21 protein-coding genes and 1 riboswitch are annotated in these 18,266 nt (G+C 39.1%); of the genes, 11 read left to right on the top strand and 10 right to left on the bottom strand.

Annotated features, from left to right (window positions below):
* Positions 1-99: 99 nt before the first annotated feature.
* Both mnmL and mnmM read left to right on the top strand, forming a co-directional pair.
* On the top strand, positions 100-1,065 hold the full coding sequence (gene mnmL, locus SJY16_RS05515) for a tRNA modification radical SAM protein MnmL/YtqA (protein WP_377888096.1): 966 nt from the start codon (positions 100-102) through the stop codon (positions 1,063-1,065).
* On the top strand, positions 1,062-1,634 hold the full coding sequence (gene mnmM, locus SJY16_RS05510; RefSeq protein ID WP_377888095.1) for a tRNA 5-(aminomethyl)-2-thiouridylate-methyltransferase MnmM: 573 nt from the start codon (positions 1,062-1,064) through the stop codon (positions 1,632-1,634). Before mnmL ends, mnmM begins: the two co-directional genes overlap by 4 nt.
* A 27-nt stretch (positions 1,635-1,661) precedes the next feature.
* Here mnmM and SJY16_RS05505 read toward each other — a convergent pair whose 3' ends face one another.
* The 3 genes from SJY16_RS05505 to SJY16_RS05495 form a co-directional block, all read right to left on the bottom strand.
* Positions 1,662-1,961: a hypothetical protein gene (locus SJY16_RS05505; RefSeq protein ID WP_377888094.1), complete on the bottom strand. Its 300-nt coding sequence runs from the start codon at positions 1,959-1,961 to the stop codon at positions 1,662-1,664.
* Between the two features lie 66 nt (positions 1,962-2,027).
* Entirely contained in the window at positions 2,028-3,098 is a 1,071-nt protein-coding gene (locus tag SJY16_RS05500) for a tetraprenyl-beta-curcumene synthase family protein (RefSeq protein ID WP_377888093.1), read from the bottom strand.
* Between the two features lie 33 nt (positions 3,099-3,131).
* The gene (locus SJY16_RS05495; RefSeq protein WP_377888092.1) at positions 3,132-3,941 is read right to left on the bottom strand and encodes an alpha/beta hydrolase; all 810 of its coding nucleotides are present in this window, start codon (positions 3,939-3,941) and stop codon (positions 3,132-3,134) included.
* An 82-nt stretch (positions 3,942-4,023) separates the two neighbouring features.
* Between SJY16_RS05495 and SJY16_RS05490 the strand changes: the two genes are divergently transcribed.
* From SJY16_RS05490 to SJY16_RS05480, 3 genes are all read left to right on the top strand, one after another.
* A complete protein-coding gene (locus tag SJY16_RS05490; RefSeq protein WP_377888091.1) occupies positions 4,024-4,545 on the top strand; it encodes a gamma carbonic anhydrase in 522 nt (173 codons plus the stop codon).
* 69 nt (positions 4,546-4,614) lie between these two features.
* Positions 4,615-4,836 (top strand): hypothetical protein, encoded by a 222-nt coding sequence (locus tag SJY16_RS05485; protein WP_377888090.1) that lies wholly within the window; start codon positions 4,615-4,617, stop codon positions 4,834-4,836.
* Positions 4,837-5,175: 339 nt separating this feature from the next.
* The gene (locus tag SJY16_RS05480) at positions 5,176-5,703 is read left to right on the top strand and encodes a phosphatase PAP2 family protein (RefSeq protein WP_377888089.1); all 528 of its coding nucleotides are present in this window, start codon (positions 5,176-5,178) and stop codon (positions 5,701-5,703) included.
* Positions 5,704-5,755: 52 nt separating this feature from the next.
* Here the strand turns inward: SJY16_RS05480 and SJY16_RS05475 are convergent, their stop codons facing one another.
* A complete protein-coding gene (locus SJY16_RS05475; protein WP_377888088.1) occupies positions 5,756-6,376 on the bottom strand; it encodes an MSMEG_1061 family FMN-dependent PPOX-type flavoprotein in 621 nt (206 codons plus the stop codon).
* Between the two features lie 101 nt (positions 6,377-6,477).
* Complete coding sequence (metK, locus tag SJY16_RS05470) at positions 6,478-7,674, bottom strand: methionine adenosyltransferase (RefSeq protein ID WP_377888087.1); 1,197 nt, start codon at positions 7,672-7,674, stop codon at positions 6,478-6,480.
* A 200-nt stretch (positions 7,675-7,874) separates the two neighbouring features.
* A riboswitch (SAM riboswitch) is annotated at positions 7,875-7,984 on the bottom strand.
* Positions 7,985-8,202: 218 nt separating this feature from the next.
* Here metK and pckA point away from each other — a divergent pair.
* From pckA to SJY16_RS05450, 4 genes are all read left to right on the top strand, one after another.
* A complete protein-coding gene (gene pckA / locus SJY16_RS05465) occupies positions 8,203-9,786 on the top strand; it encodes a phosphoenolpyruvate carboxykinase (ATP) (protein WP_377888086.1) in 1,584 nt (527 codons plus the stop codon).
* Between the two features lie 144 nt (positions 9,787-9,930).
* Positions 9,931-10,926 carry an ABC transporter substrate-binding protein gene (locus tag SJY16_RS05460; RefSeq protein WP_377888085.1) on the top strand — a complete coding sequence of 332 codons (996 nt, stop codon included), beginning with the start codon at positions 9,931-9,933 and terminating at the stop codon, positions 10,924-10,926.
* A gap of 11 nt (positions 10,927-10,937) precedes the next feature.
* Positions 10,938-11,702: an ABC transporter ATP-binding protein gene (locus SJY16_RS05455; protein ID WP_377888084.1), complete on the top strand. Its 765-nt coding sequence runs from the start codon at positions 10,938-10,940 to the stop codon at positions 11,700-11,702.
* Complete coding sequence (locus SJY16_RS05450) at positions 11,695-12,495, top strand: ABC transporter permease (RefSeq protein ID WP_377888083.1); 801 nt, start codon at positions 11,695-11,697, stop codon at positions 12,493-12,495. Before SJY16_RS05455 ends, SJY16_RS05450 begins: the two co-directional genes overlap by 8 nt.
* 61 nt (positions 12,496-12,556) lie before the next feature.
* Here SJY16_RS05450 and ytkD read toward each other — a convergent pair whose 3' ends face one another.
* The 5 genes from ytkD to SJY16_RS05425 all read right to left on the bottom strand — a co-directional run bounded on the left by ytkD (position 12,557) and on the right by SJY16_RS05425 (position 14,872).
* Entirely contained in the window at positions 12,557-13,030 is a 474-nt protein-coding gene (gene ytkD, locus SJY16_RS05445) for an RNA deprotection pyrophosphohydrolase (protein WP_377888082.1), read from the bottom strand.
* A gap of 173 nt (positions 13,031-13,203) precedes the next feature.
* Positions 13,204-13,728, bottom strand: a complete 525-nt coding sequence (locus SJY16_RS05440; RefSeq protein WP_377888081.1) for a hypothetical protein — start codon at positions 13,726-13,728, stop codon at positions 13,204-13,206.
* A gap of 224 nt (positions 13,729-13,952) precedes the next feature.
* Complete coding sequence (locus tag SJY16_RS05435; RefSeq protein WP_377888080.1) at positions 13,953-14,105, bottom strand: YjcZ family sporulation protein; 153 nt, start codon at positions 14,103-14,105, stop codon at positions 13,953-13,955.
* Positions 14,106-14,290: 185 nt separating this feature from the next.
* Positions 14,291-14,626, bottom strand: coding sequence for a hypothetical protein (locus tag SJY16_RS05430; RefSeq protein WP_377888078.1), 336 nt, complete (start codon positions 14,624-14,626; stop codon positions 14,291-14,293).
* 21 nt (positions 14,627-14,647) lie between these two features.
* Positions 14,648-14,872: a hypothetical protein gene (locus tag SJY16_RS05425; protein ID WP_377888077.1), complete on the bottom strand. Its 225-nt coding sequence runs from the start codon at positions 14,870-14,872 to the stop codon at positions 14,648-14,650.
* A 141-nt stretch (positions 14,873-15,013) separates the two neighbouring features.
* Here SJY16_RS05425 and SJY16_RS05420 point away from each other — a divergent pair, with 141 nt between their 5' ends.
* Positions 15,014-17,188: a UvrD-helicase domain-containing protein gene (locus tag SJY16_RS05420; RefSeq protein WP_377888076.1), complete on the top strand. Its 2,175-nt coding sequence runs from the start codon at positions 15,014-15,016 to the stop codon at positions 17,186-17,188.
* Positions 17,189-17,309: 121 nt separating this feature from the next.
* Complete coding sequence (locus SJY16_RS05415) at positions 17,310-17,498, top strand: hypothetical protein (protein ID WP_377888075.1); 189 nt, start codon at positions 17,310-17,312, stop codon at positions 17,496-17,498.
* Positions 17,499-18,266 lie beyond the last annotated feature (768 nt).

Below are 18,266 nucleotides of genomic sequence, written 5' to 3'. Positions count from 1 at the left end.
CCCAAACATTTGAAAGGAGTTGGAGATCACTTACGAAAGTGATAGAATTTGATTATTATTCAGGGACGAGCCTAGCTCGCGAGAGGAGTCACACTATCTATGAAATCAAATAACTTCCCCGTCCACTTTGGAACAGATATGCGCTACTATTCCTTTAATCAGTACTTACGTGAAACGTTCGGTCATAAGGTTTTCAAAGTACCTCTTGATGGAGGATTCGATTGTCCAAACCGTGATGGGAAAGTTGCACATGGAGGTTGCACGTTTTGTAGCGTTAGTGGCTCTGGTGATTTTGCAGGCGACAGGCAAGATGATCTCATCACTCAATTTAACACTATTAAAGACCGAACACATGCAAAGAAATGGAAAGACGCGAAATACCTTGGATATTTCCAAGCATTCACAAATACATATGCTCCTGTTAGCGAACTACGAGAAAAATATGAAGTGATATTAGATCAGGAAGACGTTGTGGGACTTTCGATCGCAACTAGACCAGATTGTCTACCGGATGACGTAGTGGAATATTTAGCAGAACTAAACGAGCGTACATTTCTAATGGTGGAGTTAGGTTTGCAGACCGTACATGACCATACTGGAGACTTGATCAACAGAGCTCATGATTATGATTGCTATGTAGAAGGCGTTGAGAAACTTCGAAAGCATAACATTAACGTTGTTTCACATATCATCAACGGCTTGCCAGAAGAGACCCCTGAAATGATGATGGAAACGGCAAGAGCAGTCTCAAAATTGGATGTACAGGGAATCAAAATTCACTTATTACATCTGCTTCGTAATACTGCTATGGTGAAGCAATATGAGAAAGGGATGCTTGAATTTCTCGACCGTGATACGTACGTCAATTTAGTCGTCGACCAGTTAGAGGTTATACCTCCTGACATGGTCATTCACAGAATCACGGGTGACGGTCCTGCAGAACTATTGATTGGTCCGATGTGGAGTACAAATAAGTTTGGTGTTTTAAATGCGATTAAAGATGAAATGGTTCGTAGGGACACCTGGCAAGGGAAATATGCTACAGGAGGAAAAGTGACAACATGACACTACAAAGAATTTTACCCTTTTCTAGAACGTTGTTAGATTCTGTTCTCACAAAAGGAAGCGTAGCGATAGACGGAACATGCGGTAATGGACATGATACGCTTTACCTCGCAGAATGTGTAGGTGAAACAGGTAAAGTATACGGATTTGATATTCAAGAAGAAGCACTTAACGCTACAAAATCACGCCTTGAAAAAACTGGACAACTTTTACAAGTAAACTTGATTCACAGTAGTCACGCTCATGTGGCTAGCATAATAGATGAGAAAGATAAGGGGAAGGTATCTGCTGCTATCTTTAATCTCGGCTACCTACCTGGTGGTGATAAGTCAATCGTCACTACACCTAACGATACGCTCAATGCCGTGACAGCAATATTAGAGCTACTAAGACCAGGTGGAATTTTGATTATTGTCGTTTACTCCGGTCACCCAGAAGGAAAAAAAGAAAGCGAAGCTGTAACAGCATTCACTTCAGGATTGGAACAACGTGATTTCCAAGTGTTAAAATATGGATTTATCAACCAAAAAAACAATCCACCCTATATACTTGCAATAAGCAAAACATAAGGACGGCGAAATTCGCCGTCCTCTTTTTCATAATATTCCCATCGATTCAATATGCTCTCTTGTCCGCTCTGTCCCAAGTTGATGAATCATTCGATAGATTTGTTGAAGATGATCATCATAATCATGGTTATTCTTATCTTCATGATAATTTGTTGGTACGTGTGATCGATATAATGATAGTCGACTATCTGTATCAGCCAAATCAAATAATTCACTTAAATGAAAAACATCTTCTTCATCTGCGTCAATCTCAAAATTATAGCTTGAAGCACCTTGATCCTCCAAGATTTCCCCTGAACCTACCGCTACATAATACCGTTTCTTCATGCTCAAAGTCCCCTTTCAAGTTTCTATAGGTTACTTTTCTCACGAAGTGACGGTTTTTATACCTTTTTATTGAGAAGCCTTATGAAGCCTCCTGTATACCCAACCATTGAAATAGAAGAATATGCTGGATTTTCCACCTTGCTGAATAATTTTTCTCGCAAGGGATCGTACATTTTTTTGCTTCATAACTTTTTTATCAGCAAGATAAATACCTAGAAGACCTTTATTGATCAAACGATGAAAATTTGAATGGGGAAGGTTCTTAACACTCTTATCTGCCTCTTTAATGAAATGTCCAACCCTTGTTGCAAGCTCTTCATTATCTCTATAATAAAAACAAAAATTCAAATCCCCACCAACTCGATCTTCTTCCTGATCAATGAAATAGTCGAGCATAATATGAAGACCCTGAACCCAAGGGAAGTACCCTCTTTTGATAACTTCAGAACTCCCACTCGGGATCATTCCACCTAGGGAATAAGAAATAAGACAAAAGATGCCAAGTGTAGACCCAGCACATGCCGAAAACTCATGCCATGACATTTCAGGAAGCTGGTCCTTATTTGAATTAAACCATCCTTCTAACCTTGGTACACGCTCTTCTTCAACTACGTGCTTATGTATTTGCAGATCACAATAATAACGGCATAGTTCAAGCAATGCCGGTTGAACTTCCTCCAGGTTCGGAAGCTCACTTATCACTCTCTGACACGTCTGAACTAGAGATTGAAGATAACCACCATCGTTTTGTTCTTCACGATATCGATAATAATTTGATGTAAGTTCCACGTGTGGTGATAGCGCATCCATCATTGCTTCATGAAGAGCGCTGAAATCTTCCGGATTAAGAGAAGTACTCCTATCGCATAGATTATCAAGATAATCACTGATCGTCTGATAAGCAGCTATAAATTCAATCGATTGATCAATGTTATTTCCCGCAAGCAATCCATAAATCGCTCCGCCTTCACAATGAAACGTCTTGGATTCAATACTGGCTATCGCTTGAGTTCGTAGCTCTTCATCTGGAATAAGCTCAGCATGTGTTTTCCATTTATCAAGCTCCTTATGGACTCTTGGCAACACTCGTTTGTATATGCTTAGCATCAGCGTCCAAGGTTGAGTAGGTACATTCAATAAACTCCACTCCTAATAGTCAGTTTAGTTCCATTAGTTGTTACTTTCGTCTAGATGCCCTAATAGATCAAGTCTTAAGTTTACAAAAGACAATGCTGATTTAAATACCACTTCTCGTTCTGGCTCATTAAATACCTCGTGATAGAAACCTTCCCATTCTTTATAAGACTTATCAGTCGATGGTATACGATTAAACCATGAGCGAACTGAATTTTTGTCGACAATTCGATCATCTCCTGCTTGAACAACCAAAAGAGATAAGTCAGAAAACGTTTTTGCCCCTTCATTTGCTATTCTCATCGCTTTCACTAATTCTCGATACCACCTAACCGATACTTTCTTCACAATGAGTGGATCTTCGAGATCTCTAGCATGATATTCTGTGTTCCTTGTAGCAAGTCCAGGTTCTAGCTGGGAACTTAATCTAAGAGAAGGAACGATTGGATTCAACATTTTCGAAATAAGATCAATACTTTTCTTCGGCGGATTAACTAGACCAACACAAGGAGATGAAAGGATAACACCTGATAATGAAAGGTTTTTCTCCATAATCGTCCGAATGACGGCAAGTCCCCCCATACTGTGACCAAGTAAAAACACTGGTAAATGAAATTCGTGTGCAGCCTTGACCCACTTTTCAATCGTTTCGATATATTGATCAAAGGAATCGATATGACCTCTTCTTCGCGAACTTTCACCCTGACCCGGCAAATCTCCCAGAACTACATGGAAATCTGCATCTAACCATTTGGAAACAAGCCAGTCATAACGGCCGTGGTGTTCTCCCGCTCCGTGTACTAATACGATTACCGCTTTTGCACCTTCAGTTTGTTTTATCCTCATGGGTAACGCCCCCTTATCTAGCATCAAGCTTTTTTGATACACTACATATGTAAGTATTTTAAAATCAGGAAGTTGGGATCTTATGTTGTATGAGTATAAAGGAAAAAAACCGATTATTCATGAAACAGCCTATATTGCGGATTATACTACCATTACGGGTGATGTGACAATTGGAGAGAGTAGCAGCGTCTGGTTTAATACGACAATTCGAGGAGATGTATCCCCTACTATCATAGGGAAAGGGGTAAATATTCAAGATAACTCTGTTCTCCACCAAAGTCCTAACCTTAACCTCATTCTAGAGGATGGTGTTACAGTTGGCCATCAAGTCATTCTTCATAGTAGTCACATAAGAAAAAACGCACTTATCGGTATGGGATCCATCGTCTTAGACGGTGCAGAAGTTGGCGAAGGTGCCTTTGTAGGTGCTGGAAGTCTCGTTCCACCCGGCAAGAAAATCCCTGCTGACTCTCTCGCTTTCGGACGACCGGCAAAAGTGATCAGGAAATTAACGGACGAAGATAAGCGTGATATGGACCGAATTAGAAGAGAGTATAAAGAAAAAGCAGCCTATTACAAAGCTCAGACCCCTATTCAAAGGTAATCGCACGTATAATTCAGTTAGGATTGTGGGAAATTACGACTACAATCCTATTGGATAGAGGTGACTACCTTGTACAAATTAACGATTGTATTGATCGTACTGGTCATTATCACTCTGGCGATCGGAGCCTTCATGACATATCGCATTGGTCAGAATCAAAAAGGTGATTATGAAAACCAGGGTGATGCGAAAGTAAAAGCATCGTTTTTTAGCAACCCTGTCTATTTAGTTTATTTAATTGGTACAGCACTTGCTATTGGGTATGTTATTTATTTTGCTTTAATATCATAACAAAGAGAGATTTCATTACCTCTACAGGCTGTTGAGAAAGTGTCGGCAGTCTTTTTTTAATGGTTCTTTTCGTAAACATTGTTGCTATAAGTGTGGTTAGAAAAGTGTGGTTCTTTATACAAAATTTCTTTCAAAAACAAATTTTTGAGAAAAAGCCTTCTAAATTGAATATATTTTCGCTAGTTAAACTGTCGAGACAGAAATTTACCATATCTCTTTTTATGCCAACACCATTTACTTCACACTAATAAATCTTAATGATTCTATAATATCTCCTTAATAGTCTCACTAAATGGTTCCTTTATGATTAAAGTAACAAAAAATGAAGGGGGGATTATTTTGAGTAAAGTCGTTGGATGGCTTCACGAACAGGAATGCTCTGTTTTCAGATTCTTGAACTTAAAATGTCATTCTCCATCTCTTACTAACTTCATGGGCACGATCACACACCTCGGTGGTGCACGGGCTACGATTATAAGCACATTACTATTACTTATATTCTTGCCTTATCCATTCAAAACATTAGCTATTCAAAGTGCAGTCGCACTCTCTTTAAGCCACCTTCCAGTTCATTTTATTAAGAAGCTCTACCCAAGGAACAGACCTTACCTTGCAATACCTGAAACCAAAATGCTCGTTTATCCCCTGAAGGATCATTCCTTTCCATCAGGTCATACAACCGCCATTTTTTCTGTGGTCGTGCCTTATCTATTATTCGTACATCCCCTCGCGGTTCCGCTCCTAGCGGTTGCCTCAATCGTTGCAATTTCACGTATTTACCTTGGTCATCACTATCCATCAGATGTACTTGTCGGCGCTTTACTGGGGCTAGGAAGTGCTTTTGTGTCAGCTATGTGTATAACATAATTTGGAATTTATAGGGATGATCATGAAGATCTTTCTGTTCCATCCATAAAATTCAATACAAGCGTTGCGTATAACTTTCTTTTAGCGATTTGCTAACAGATTCACTTTCCAGTTTCGCATGGTCTGCAAGCATCTTTGCAGCACTTGGTAACTTTTCGTTAGAAGGCCAGTATTCTTGTTCAAAGAGATGTGAGCGTTTTAGAGCTTTTCCACAGTGAATAAAGCATTCCATCACTTCTACCCCTATACCCAATACGGGAACTTTTCCAAAAGCCTCACAACCCTCTAGAAGGGATTGATCTTTTACGATACATGCTTTGCCATTGATTCTAAGGGTTTCATCCCTTCCAGGAACAATGAACAACAAACCTACATAGGGATTTTCTAATATGTTTTTGAGTGAGTCCATCCTTTTGTTGCCCGGGCGCTCTGGGATTAGAAGATGCCTTTGATCAATTACTTTCACAAACCCAGGTTGGTCTCCTCTTGGCGAAACATCGCTTCCGTCTTGAGCTGACGTAGCAATTGTTAAGAAAGGCGAATGAGAAATAAATAGCTCACAATTCTCATCTAGAAAGGGGATTACTTTGTTTGCAGCCAATTTCCCTGGCTTTCCTCCAAGTGATTGTAATTCCTCAACTGTTTGAACTTTCTCCAAAAAAACATCAGACAAGCTAGTCCACTCCTTTTACTATTGCTTTTATAGTAATCTTACCATTATATGTCTTTCAAAAATGCTACAAAAAAAAGAAGCCATAAAGGCTTCTCTCTATCTTATTGATTAGCACCTTGTTTGAGGGCTTCTGCTCGATCAGTATACTCCCAAGGCAACTCGATGTCTGTACGTCCAAAGTGGCCGTAAGCAGCAGTTTGCTTGTAGATTGGGCGTCGTAAGTCTAACATCTTAATGATTCCAGCTGGACGTAGATCAAAGTTATCACGTACAACCTGGACTAGTTTCTCTTCAGATACTGTCCCCGTTCCGAACGTATCGATTGAGATGGATACAGGTTGAGCTACACCAATAGCATAAGCCAACTGTACTTCACAACGATCAGCAAGTTTTGCTGCTACAATATTCTTAGCTACATAACGTGCCGCATAGGCTGCAGAGCGGTCAACCTTCGTTGCATCCTTACCTGAGAATGCACCACCACCGTGACGTGCATAACCACCGTAAGTATCAACGATGATTTTACGACCAGTCAATCCTGCGTCACCTTGTGGTCCACCAATTACAAAGCGCCCTGTCGGATTGATAAAGTACTTGGTGTTTTCATCGATTAAATCAGGTGAAACAACAGGTTTAACGACGTGTTCTTTAATATTTCTCTGAATTTGTTCAAGCGAAATCTCTGGATGGTGCTGTGTAGATACTACAATCGTATCAATACGTACCGGTTTACCTTCTTCGTCATACTCTACTGTAACCTGTGTTTTCCCATCTGGTCGAAGATAAGGTAGAATTTCATCTTTCCTTACTTCACTTAAGCGACGAGCTAACTTATGAGCTAAAGAAATTGGAAGAGGCATGAGTTCTGGAGTCTCATTACAAGCATATCCAAACATCAAACCTTGGTCACCAGCGCCGATTTCATCAATTTCATCGTCAGACATGTGACCATCACGTGATTCAAGAGCCACGTTAACACCAGCAGCAATATCTGCAGATTGCTCATCAATCGATGAAAGCACTGCACAAGTCTCAGCGTCAAAACCATATTTAGCACGTGTATACCCGATCGATTGAATCGTTTCACGGACTACTTTCGGAATATCTACATAGTGAGATGTTGTGATCTCTCCGGATACTAATACAAGTCCAGTTGTGACTGTAGTTTCACAGGCAACACGCGCATTAGGGTCGTGCGCTAGAATATCATCCAGAATTGCATCAGAAATTTGATCTGATATTTTATCTGGATGCCCCTCAGTTACTGATTCAGAAGTAAACAAACGACGATTACTCACTCAAGTACCTCCTTAAGGATTCATTCCTATTTAATATAGTGTAATGGATACGGTACTCATTTCCCTAATATTGTTGTCGAAACGAGACATCGAATTCAATTTTAATCGGTTATATTACGCTTTCGTTCCCCAAAAACGACATTAAAAAAGCCCTTTCCTTCATCATAAAGGGAAAGGAGCTGATATCTCTTGCCTTTCGCCTCTTATCTTTCAAGACAGCTAGTCTTGCAGGTTAGCACCTTAATCCAATATTGAGGAGTTGGTTGCTGAGCTTCATAGGGCCTGTCCCTCCGCTTACTCGGGATAAGAGTATCCATTCTCGAAATATAATATCGCAGTTCGCTTACTCTGTCAATCCAAAGACACAAGCCCTAATTAGGATAGGTAACCACCTTTTTTTCACTATTTAAGTAAAAAATCCATAGATTAGTATAGAATAATTGAATGAATGTGTTATACTATTTTTGAGTTAAACAAGTTCAGTAAGGATCTTGAATGAAATTTTATGATAAAGGATGGGTTTAACATATGAAAACAGCTTCCTTCTCTTCACCACTTTTGGATGCCATTTTAAATAAGAATACTCCTCATGTAAATTTATCAGTCTCAGAACTGGTTGAACGTTCGCTTTCGATGAAAGAGGGGACATTAACATCCACTGGCGCTCTTCGTGTTGAAACAGGAAAATATACCGGGCGTTCTCCAAAGGACAAGTTCATTGTCCGTGAAGAATCCGTTAAAGACAAAATTAACTGGGAAACGAACCAGTCTATTTCTTCAGAACATTTTGAAAGCCTTTACACTAAAGTTCTGGATTACCTGGGAGAGAAAAAAGACCTTTATGTATTTAAAGGATTTGCAGGAGCTGACCAATCAGCAAGACTACCCATCCAGGTTATCAACGAATATGCTTGGCACAATTTGTTTGCACACCAATTATTTATTCGACCAAATGAAACAGAACTAAAGGGACATGATGCTGAATTCACTGTAATTTCTGCACCAGGTTTTCAAGCAGATCCTGATAAAGACGGCACGAACTCTGAAACGTTTATCATTATTTCCTTTGAAAAACGTACGGTCTTAATCGGAGGAACTGAGTATGCTGGTGAGATTAAGAAATCGATCTTCACTGTTATGAATTACTTACTTCCTGAAAGAAACATCTTATCTATGCATTGCTCAGCAAATGTTGGAAAAGAAGGCGATGTCGCTCTCTTCTTTGGACTTTCAGGTACGGGTAAGACCACGCTTTCAGCAGATGCTAACCGTCGCTTAATTGGTGACGATGAACATGGCTGGTCAATGAACGGTGTCTTCAACATCGAAGGTGGTTGCTATGCCAAATGTATTAATTTATCTCGTGAGAAAGAGCCTCAAATTTGGGATGCTATCCGATTCGGAACCGTTCTTGAGAATGTCGCAGTAGACAATAAATCGAGAGTTCCTGATTATGATAATACAAGTTTAACTGAAAATACGCGTGCTGCATATCCAATCGATGCAATTCCTAATATAGCGATCCCAAGTGTTGCAGGTCATCCAAACACGATTATCTTTTTAACTGCTGATGCTTTTGGAGTGTTACCTCCAATCAGTAAATTAACAAAAGAACAAGCAATGTTCCATTTCCTATCCGGCTATACAAGTAAGTTAGCAGGAACTGAAAGAGGAGTAACGTCTCCACAAGCAACGTTCTCCACTTGTTTCGGTGCACCGTTCCTACCTCTTCCTGCTTATCGTTATGCTGAGATGCTCGGAGAGAAAATCATGGAACACGATGTCGAGGTCTTCTTAGTGAATACTGGATGGTCAGGCGGTAGCTATGGCGAAGGTGAACGTATGAAGCTTTCTTATACTCGCGCGATGGTTCAAGCTGCTCTGAATGGAGAACTAGACAGTGTTGAAACGAAGAAAGATCCTATCTTCGGTCTACACATCCCTGCACATTGCCCAGGCGTACCTGCAGAAGTTCTTCAACCAAAACAAACGTGGGCAGACAAAGAAAAGTACGATGAGAAAGCGAAAGAACTTGCAACACAGTTCGTTAAAAATTTCGAGAAATTCGCAAATGTTTCAGATGAAATTAAAAACGCAGGTCCAAATATCTAAATGAAAAGCACCCTATATGGGTGCTTTTTTCTATGCTTCCTGTTACGTTGATTTATTTTTGTAGGCAAACACACAATTATTCTTTTGACATAATCTATAGTATTTCAACGTGCTCACCTTAGAATGTAACAGGAGGTTATTCATATGCATAAAAGCTGGATGACAAAAATCATCATCTTTATTGCAATTTGTTCACTCTTTCTTCTTTCTGCCTGCAATAACAATTCTGAAAACACAGTACGAGTTGCTGAGGTAACCCGTTCCATTTTCTATGCCCCCCAATATGTTGCTTTGTCTGAAGGGATATTTGAGAAACATGGAGTTAATGTAGAACTGACCACCACATGGGGTGGAGATAAAACCATGACAACCCTACTTTCTGATGGTGCTGATATCGCTCTAGTAGGTTCTGAAACCTCTATTTATGTTTATGCTCAAGGGACATCGGATCCAGTCATTAACTTCGCGCAATTAACACAAACTGATGGAACTTTTCTTGTTTCAAGAGAAGAAATCGAGCACTTCGAATGGGATGATGTGAAAGGTAGTACGTTTCTAGGCCAACGTAAAGGTGGGATGCCACAGATGGCTGGCGAATTCGTACTGAAGAAAAAAGGGATTGATCCACACAACGATATGACGCTGATTCAGAATATCGATTTTGCTAATATCGCAAATGCGTACGCTTCTGGAAAAGGCGATTTCGTGCAGCTTTTCGAACCTACTGCGAGTATCTTTGAAGCTCAAGGACTCGGGCATATTGTTGCTTCATTTGGAAAAGAATCAGGTAAAATCCCTTACACGGTCTATATGGCTAAAGAAAGCTTCTTAGACGACAATAATGATGCGGCAACACGTTTTGCAGCAGCTATCTATGAAGCTCAATCCTGGGTGGATACACACTCATCTGAAGAGATTGCAAAATCGATTCAACCCTATTTTGAGGACATTGAATTAAATCTCATCACTACTGTGGTCGATCGATACAAAAGTCAGCATTCGTATGCTACTAATCCAATTCTTGATGAAGAAGAGTGGAATAATCTCCAAAACATCATGGATGAAGCAGGAGAGCTTCCGAAAAGGATCGACCACAAAACCTTAGTGGACACTACTTTTGCAGAAAAAGCACAGCAGTAGGAGGAAAATACATGTCATTCCTTCATCTCGATTCCATCACGCACGCATATTTCACAAAAGAAACTGCAAAAATTGCAATCTCTGAACTTACTTTTCTTGTTGAAGAAGGGGAATTTGTTTCATTGCTTGGACCGTCTGGATGTGGGAAATCTACGGTCCTTTCCCTTATTGCAGGTCTCCAACAACCGACTAACGGAACGATCAAGCTTAAGAATATGAAAATCACTTCGCCAAATGAACTAGTAGGATATATGCTACAACAAGATTATTTGTTTCCCTGGAAAACGATTGAAGAAAATTGCATGCTAGGCTTGAAGCTCACAAATCAGCTTACGGTTGAAAACAAAGAAAGAACATTAGGCTTTCTTGATGAGATGGGCTTGAGCGACGTTAAGAATGCTTATCCTAACCAGCTTTCTGGGGGAATGAGACAAAGAGTAGCCCTCGTCAGAACGCTTGCAACACAGCCCGATATGCTTCTATTAGATGAGCCGTTTTCTGCTCTCGATTACCAAACGAAGCTGAAGCTAGAGAACCTTGTAGCATCTACTATAAAAACACGCCAAAAGACTGCTCTATTGGTTACCCATGATATCGGAGAAGCCATCGCAATGTCAGATAGAGTGATTCTTCTATCGAAACGCCCTGGAAAGATAGCAAAGATCTTCGATATCCCAGAGCACCTTCGACAACTCACACCTTTCGAGGTACGAAATAGTCCTGACTTTGGTATGCATTTTCAGACAATTTGGGAGGAGCTCGAATCACATGAATAGCCCCCAGCTCAAAAAACAACACGCTTCTTACCTTCATGACTTACAGATGGAAAAGCGAACTGTGTTAGCATGGCAGGTGTTGATATTATTCACATTCTTCACGTTATGGGAAGTAGCTGGGAGATTATCATGGGTCGATCCATTATTATTCAGCTACCCATCAAAGATTGGTAACCTCTTTCTTTCAAAGTTATATGATGGCTCATTACTTATGCATACCTCTGTTACTTTACTTGAAACGGTTGCAGGCTTCATTCTAGGAACAACATTAGGAACATTGTTTGCAGCAGGATTATGGTGGTCACACAAAGCATCAAAAATTGCTGATCCTTATCTTGTAGTATTAAATTCAATGCCAAAAGTAGCGCTTGGGCCAATCATTATTGTTGCTCTGGGCCCTGGATACCTTTCAATTATCGCAATGGGTGCATCCATTTCTGTCATCATTACTACTCTTGTCGTTTATCATGCTTTTCACACTGTAGAACCTAATTTCGTTAAAGTCATCCGTTCATTTGGTGGGAACAAAAAACAAACATTTCTTGAAGCGATTCTCCCCTCCTCTTTTCCCGCAATAATTTCTACTCTAAAAGTAAATGTAGGACTTTCATGGGTCGGAGTCATCGTTGGTGAATTCTTGGTATCAAAAAAAGGGCTCGGCTATATGATTATTTATGGCTTTCAAGTATTCAACTTCACACTTGTTCTGCTGAGTCTCGTCATGATCGCAATTTTCTCTTCTATCATGTACGTGATCGTTGAGTGGATTGAAAGAAAACTTATTAGAAATTAGCCTTCTATCGAGGCTGATTTTTATTTTGATAAACAAAAAAGTCCAGTGATTTCTGGACTTTTCACTTAGATTTCTTTAAGTGTTCTAAACAAAACGGCAGCACATTGTCTTTCATCATAAAGCTATAACGCTCATTTGTTACGAGATCTTTAGGAAGGTTGCCCAGCAACACCGGACCATTCGTTTCCATATAGTCTTCTTTAGAGACGAGATGATCAATATCTGCGTAGTAGACATTTTTAATGATTGTTCCGCCTTTGCCTTCTACTCGATACTGTCCTACGTACTGAATCGTACTCACTACGCCCCCTGTTTCTTCATAAACCTCGCGCACTGCAGCTTCTTTTGCTGTTTCTCCGTCTTCAACTTTTCCACCGGGAAACTCAATTCCTCGTCTTGAATGTTCTGTCAAAAGCCATTTTCCTTCAAGCTGGCAAATGACCCAAACATGCTTTGGAGTAAGCGAATATGGATGGTCCAGAAAAGAAAGTGTTACCTGATTATGATAATAATCCGTAAACGTAAGTTCGCTCATTTGATAACCTCGTCTTTTAGTTTCTAACTTTATTGTAAAAGAGTACAGAAGGGATGTCCAATTTACATAATTTGATCAGAGGGTTTTCTCGATTAGATGTACATAAAAAACAGGGGGAAATAAAAAGCTGCCGAGACTTTCTCGACAGCTTGAAGGGCTTAAACCCATGCTCCTTATTTAATCGTAAAGTTTTGAATAACCCAGTCGTTATTAACATATTGAAAATTAATTTCTATCGTGTAATTCCCATAAAGATCTGATTGGTTTGATTGAACGAGCTGATATTGGAACTCGTTTAGTTTCTTAATGTCGTAATCATTCTCATAATCAACCCAAGGGAATAGTTCGGTAGGCTTCAAATATAAAGCCCCATTCTTTTCTTCGTAGTAAAAGTCTGTAATCTTATTCGAAAGCTCTTTTGAGGCCACTCCTTGTAGATGATTACTTATTTCTTCCTTCGACGAAAAATTTTCTACTTTATAATCGTCATTTGTTTTTTGAACGATGCGGTTTGTAAGTTCCTTTGTTACCTTTACTTCATCTAGTTTTTCCACAGCAGTGGATTTCGCTTCAGCTTTAGTTTCAAAGCTCGAAATCATCATTTCCGTGTGATTTTGTGCGACTTTAGTTAAATCAGCTCCACAGCCTGCCGTTATACTCACCATCGACAATAGTAATAGCATGCTTATGTATCTCATTTTAATTCCCATCCTTTAGTTTCATTGTGTTTTTGTCTATAAATACGTTTCCTCAATTACCAGGGTGTCAAACCGCCCATTTGAATTATTGGACTTTTTTACTACTAACAGAACGTTTCATTGCTGTTTTTCTTCTAATTATTAAACGATTGAATAGACTGAAAAGTTTCATTATAGCGAGAAATTTCAAAATAAAAAGAACCGGATTTACCGGTTCTGGTGTTCTAGCAATATGGATTATATCCTGCTCCGCCAACTTGAGGTGGTGGGCAGCAACCTCCTCCACCAAATGCACCTGCTCCAACAATCACTAATAGCAAGAATAGGACTACGATTAATGCAAAGCCTTTTCCGTAACCACCTTGTTCTTTACTCATATACATATCCCCCCAAAATGATTAATTACTACAATATACTGTATGTCATAAACCTAAATTAGGAAGGGCATGAGCGGAGAAAACAGAAATATTAAAGGCATTTGCCTTAATTGTCCTTAAGCTAATTGCAAAAGTAGAGACTTAGAATAAGAAAAAAGCTGTCGAAGACGACAGCTTAGAATGAACTACTTTTTCGTATTTAACGCGTCGAGGACGCCCATTTGCTCAATCTGAGCTTTCGTTTCTGGTGTACCTAACTTGTGGACCCAGTAATAAAGGTCGTATATGGCATTATCCGTCCAATCACGGTGACCATCAACCTTGTTCTCATCGAAATGATTTGTTGAGAAGAAATCATGCTGTTGAACATACTTTTGAGACCTTAACTTCTCAATCACTCGTTGAATCTGCATATATTCTTCGCCATCAGCTTTAATTTTAAATGAGTTCAGTTGATGACCTTCGATTTCTGTTTCATGAAGCTCACCTTTAGGAGTAACGTAGTACGTTTTCTTAATCATTTGTATCCTCCTTAAATTATTTTATACAGGGCTTTCCTCTCTATGCCTATACCCTTTATACTCATGTTGAGCTGCATCGATTGTTTCATCTACAGTAGCAAGGCTAGATCGAAAGACTCCTACATCTCTTCCTGACTTTTTTGCTTCTTCTACTCGATGGTCATAACGAATTTTCTCTTCTACGTTTGGAATAACATGAAATTGCTTTTCATCATGGTCAACGATTACTAGTATACTGCTTTCCATGGTCTTTCCTCCTCATGTCCGATCTTGTATGTAACTTTACCCGAAACATTAGGAAGCTAATCTGTTATTACGACATAAACGCTTATGAATTTGTGTTAAAATGAACGGATGAATCTATAGAATGAAGTTCAGGTGATAATCATGAATTTTACGAAAACCCCTCATCATGCAATATCCGAATATAACCTGGCAGCCCCTTTAATTCCTAAGGGTACAGAGCGATTTGAAGACAGTGATCTTGATTCAGACTTTTTTGAGGAACTAACGAACACTGGGATTCGATTAAATGATCGACAAACGCAAGCTGTTAGACATACAGCCGGACCTCTCTTAACGATAGCAGGTGCTGGTAGTGGTAAAACCTCTGTGTTGACGGCTCGTACTGCATACCTTATGACAGTGAAAGGAATCGATCCTTCGAACATATTACTCATCACATTCACAAGAAAAGCTTCTGAAGAAATGCGCCACCGCATCAGTGCTCTTCCAGGTGTCGAACCAACACAAGCTAATCGACTAACTGCTGGTACATTTCACTCTATTTTCTTAAAGCTACTAAGAAGCCTTGGATATAATCAGAAGATTTTGAACAGCGAACGCCATAAGCAGATTATTATGAAAAGTATCCTTAAGAAAATAAATAGTACCCAAAGCTCTCTTCCTGAAATCATGCTTTCATCCATTTCTTCATGTAAGGTCAAAATGATAGCTCCCGAGGATTTACCTGAAGAAAAGGAAACAGAAGAATTAAGGAAAGCTTATCAAGAATATGAAACTTGGAAATCATCTAATGGCTACATGGATTTTGATGATATTCTTGTATTTACATATCAGGAATTCTATAACAACCCACACCTACTCGAGAAAATGCAAAAGCGATTTCAATATGTACTCGTTGATGAATTTCAAGATACGAACCCCATTCAATATGAGCTGATTAAATCAATAGCCGCACCAGAGAATCATTTATTTGTTGTGGGCGACGATGATCAAGTGATCTATTCATTCAATGGCGCAAACAGTTCCATTATTCTTGAATTTGATAAGACCTACTCAGATGCGATGGTTGTTACGCTCGATACAAACTACCGATCAACACCAGATATTGTTGGACTCGGGAACCATGTGATCAAACATAATGAGTACAGACGCTCGAAATGGATGAATGCTACGGACAAAGAAGGATGTAAGCCTTCCTATATTCGTCCTGCAACGACTGAGGATGAAGCTACAGTCGTACTTGAACATATAAGAAAGCAGCCGCGAGAATGGAACGAGATCGTGATCCTTACTAGAACTTATACAAATGCAAGAGCCATTTTCGAGCAACTCGTTGAGCAAGATATTCCCTTCAATGCTCATGGAATGAAACAAGTTTTCTATGAACAAACAATTATCAAGGGAATGCTCGATCACTTAAGGCTCGCTTATGAGCACGAAAACCTTGATGCAACAGCTGCTATTTTACCTTCACTTTTTATAAACCAAGAAGCTGGAATGCGTCATATCGAGATGGAGAACTTTGTAGGACCAGTTGATTTTCCTCTTAGGCACCTTACTTCATGGAAAACGATACGACCCTTTCAACAAAAGGCAATCGAAAAGCGGATCAGCTTAATTAAAGAAGCGAAACGCCTTCAACCACAAAACGCGATTCAATTGCTACGTGAAGACTACATGAAGCATTTAGACAATGCGAACGATGAGACGATAACCGTTCATAAAACAACGTTAAAAGAAATGATGGATGAACTTGAATTTTCAAGCTCACGATTTGAAACACTGCCTGAATTTCTTGGATACGTAGACCGAATCATTAACCGCTTTAATGAACATAAAAAGAAACCATATACGAAAAACGCCTTATCACTGTTATCGATTCATCAAGCAAAGGGACTTGAATTTCCTGCTGTTTACTTGATTGGAGCTTCAGAAACGATCCTTCCTCACGTATCTGCTTTAACATCGATGAAGGATAAAGAGGCTTCTCAAAAGCAACTTTACCTCAAAAACCCTTCTGCTGACTTAGAAGAAGAACGTAGACTGTGCTATGTAGCTATCACCCGAGCGAAAGAGGAACTGTATATAAGTTCACCGGAAAAACACCTTGGGAAACAGACCCCAGTCTCGCGATTTTTAACTGAAGCGTTTAAAAAGAAAAAGCCCATATCGGATTACCAAGTGAAAGCATGGGTCTGTTCTGGAGAGTTCTGCAAAGGTTGGATGAAAATTAATGGGGAACAACCTGATGAAAAGCTGTGTCCTTTGTGCAAAAAACCTATGATTATCTCACAAAAGGCAATTTTAAAGCGGTGAATATGTCATACCAATAATCTTTGTTGCGCTTTGATTACAAGTTATTTAAGAGATGTTAAACAGCCCGTTTTTATGCTAAATCCATGCTATAGTGTAAAAAAAGCGCAACAGGAGGGCTCCGATGAGTAGCATTCGGTATGAAACTATCTTTCAGAAACAGCTTGCAAACGGAACGATCATTGGAATTATGGATTACTTAGAAGGCAAGCTGATCAGATTGAACTTACATGATGAGGAGCCGGAGTATCTCAACCCGGAATTGAAAGAATTCTTCCAAAATGAACGAAAAAAAGTGCATATGCCTCAATGATCTATAAATTCAAAGAGTCTCCTTTTGGAGACTCTTTTTTATGTATAAATGATGTGGGAATGGAGAAGGATAAAATAATAAATTACGATTATCCAATAAATTATTTCAAGAAAAAGGTTTGATATAAAAAATAAGTAGGGAATAAAAGAAGTAGCAGTCGAGTTGGCTACTTTGAAGGAGGAAATAGACATGTTAAAACAAGTACTAGTTATAGTAGGTATTGTAGTTGTTGTCCTATTTGTAGTTCGCGCACTATTTTAAATTCTATTACAAAACATGTTGTTAGGAGGAAGTAAAAATGGTTAGAACAATTTTAATGATTATCGGTGCTATTGCCGTGATTGCTGCCATCTTATCATTTATATAAGTTATTTAAAGAATGCGCCTAGAACGATTGTTCTAGGCGCATTTTATATAATCATTTATCGTTATTACTTTTCTTCTTGACTTCATCAACTTTGGACTTAGGGATGTATATGAAAATCGCCTTCTTTTTGCTGTTCATAATAATCTCCTTCAAGATGGAATTATTTCGCTCACCTATTTAATTCTACTTGATATGAAACATAATAATCAACTCTTAATGGTATTTTATTTAAACCGAAGCTTTTTTACTACCTTGACGAAGAAAAAAGTAGCTTTCATATCTGTCAACAAATCGATGAATTTACATGACTAAGATTGTTGTATCGCTGATATACTTGTTTTATACTAAGATTAACTACAATTGTGAAGTCCATCACATTAAATTAGAAAGTATTGAAGGAG

Source organism: Alkalihalobacillus sp. R86527, assembly GCF_042466185.1.
Classification (GTDB): Bacteria; Bacillota; Bacilli; order Bacillales; family Guptibacillaceae; genus Guptibacillus.
This window is presented reverse-complemented; position numbering and strand designations above follow the sequence as displayed.

Excerpts from the sequence above, each read along its gene's own strand:
- mnmL (WP_377888096.1), top strand. The coding sequence starts at position 100 with ATGAAATCAAATAACTTCCCCGTCCACTTTGGAACAGATATGCGCTAC.
- mnmM (WP_377888095.1), top strand. The coding sequence starts at position 1,062 with ATGACACTACAAAGAATTTTACCCTTTTCTAGAACGTTGTTAGATTCT.
- SJY16_RS05505 (WP_377888094.1), bottom strand. The coding sequence starts at position 1,961 with ATGAAGAAACGGTATTATGTAGCGGTAGGTTCAGGGGAAATCTTGGAG.
- SJY16_RS05495 (WP_377888092.1), bottom strand. The coding sequence starts at position 3,941 with ATGAGGATAAAACAAACTGAAGGTGCAAAAGCGGTAATCGTATTAGTA.
- SJY16_RS05490 (WP_377888091.1), top strand. The coding sequence starts at position 4,024 with ATGTTGTATGAGTATAAAGGAAAAAAACCGATTATTCATGAAACAGCC.
- pckA (WP_377888086.1), top strand. The coding sequence starts at position 8,203 with ATGAAAACAGCTTCCTTCTCTTCACCACTTTTGGATGCCATTTTAAAT.
- SJY16_RS05460 (WP_377888085.1), top strand. The coding sequence starts at position 9,931 with ATGCATAAAAGCTGGATGACAAAAATCATCATCTTTATTGCAATTTGT.
- SJY16_RS05455 (WP_377888084.1), top strand. The coding sequence starts at position 10,938 with ATGTCATTCCTTCATCTCGATTCCATCACGCACGCATATTTCACAAAA.
- SJY16_RS05450 (WP_377888083.1), top strand. The coding sequence starts at position 11,695 with ATGAATAGCCCCCAGCTCAAAAAACAACACGCTTCTTACCTTCATGAC.
- ytkD (WP_377888082.1), bottom strand. The coding sequence starts at position 13,030 with ATGAGCGAACTTACGTTTACGGATTATTATCATAATCAGGTAACACTT.
- SJY16_RS05440 (WP_377888081.1), bottom strand. The coding sequence starts at position 13,728 with ATGAGATACATAAGCATGCTATTACTATTGTCGATGGTGAGTATAACG.
- SJY16_RS05435 (WP_377888080.1), bottom strand. The coding sequence starts at position 14,105 with ATGAGTAAAGAACAAGGTGGTTACGGAAAAGGCTTTGCATTAATCGTA.
- SJY16_RS05430 (WP_377888078.1), bottom strand. The coding sequence starts at position 14,626 with ATGATTAAGAAAACGTACTACGTTACTCCTAAAGGTGAGCTTCATGAA.
- SJY16_RS05425 (WP_377888077.1), bottom strand. The coding sequence starts at position 14,872 with ATGGAAAGCAGTATACTAGTAATCGTTGACCATGATGAAAAGCAATTT.
- SJY16_RS05420 (WP_377888076.1), top strand. The coding sequence starts at position 15,014 with ATGAATTTTACGAAAACCCCTCATCATGCAATATCCGAATATAACCTG.
- SJY16_RS05415 (WP_377888075.1), top strand. The coding sequence starts at position 17,310 with ATGAGTAGCATTCGGTATGAAACTATCTTTCAGAAACAGCTTGCAAAC.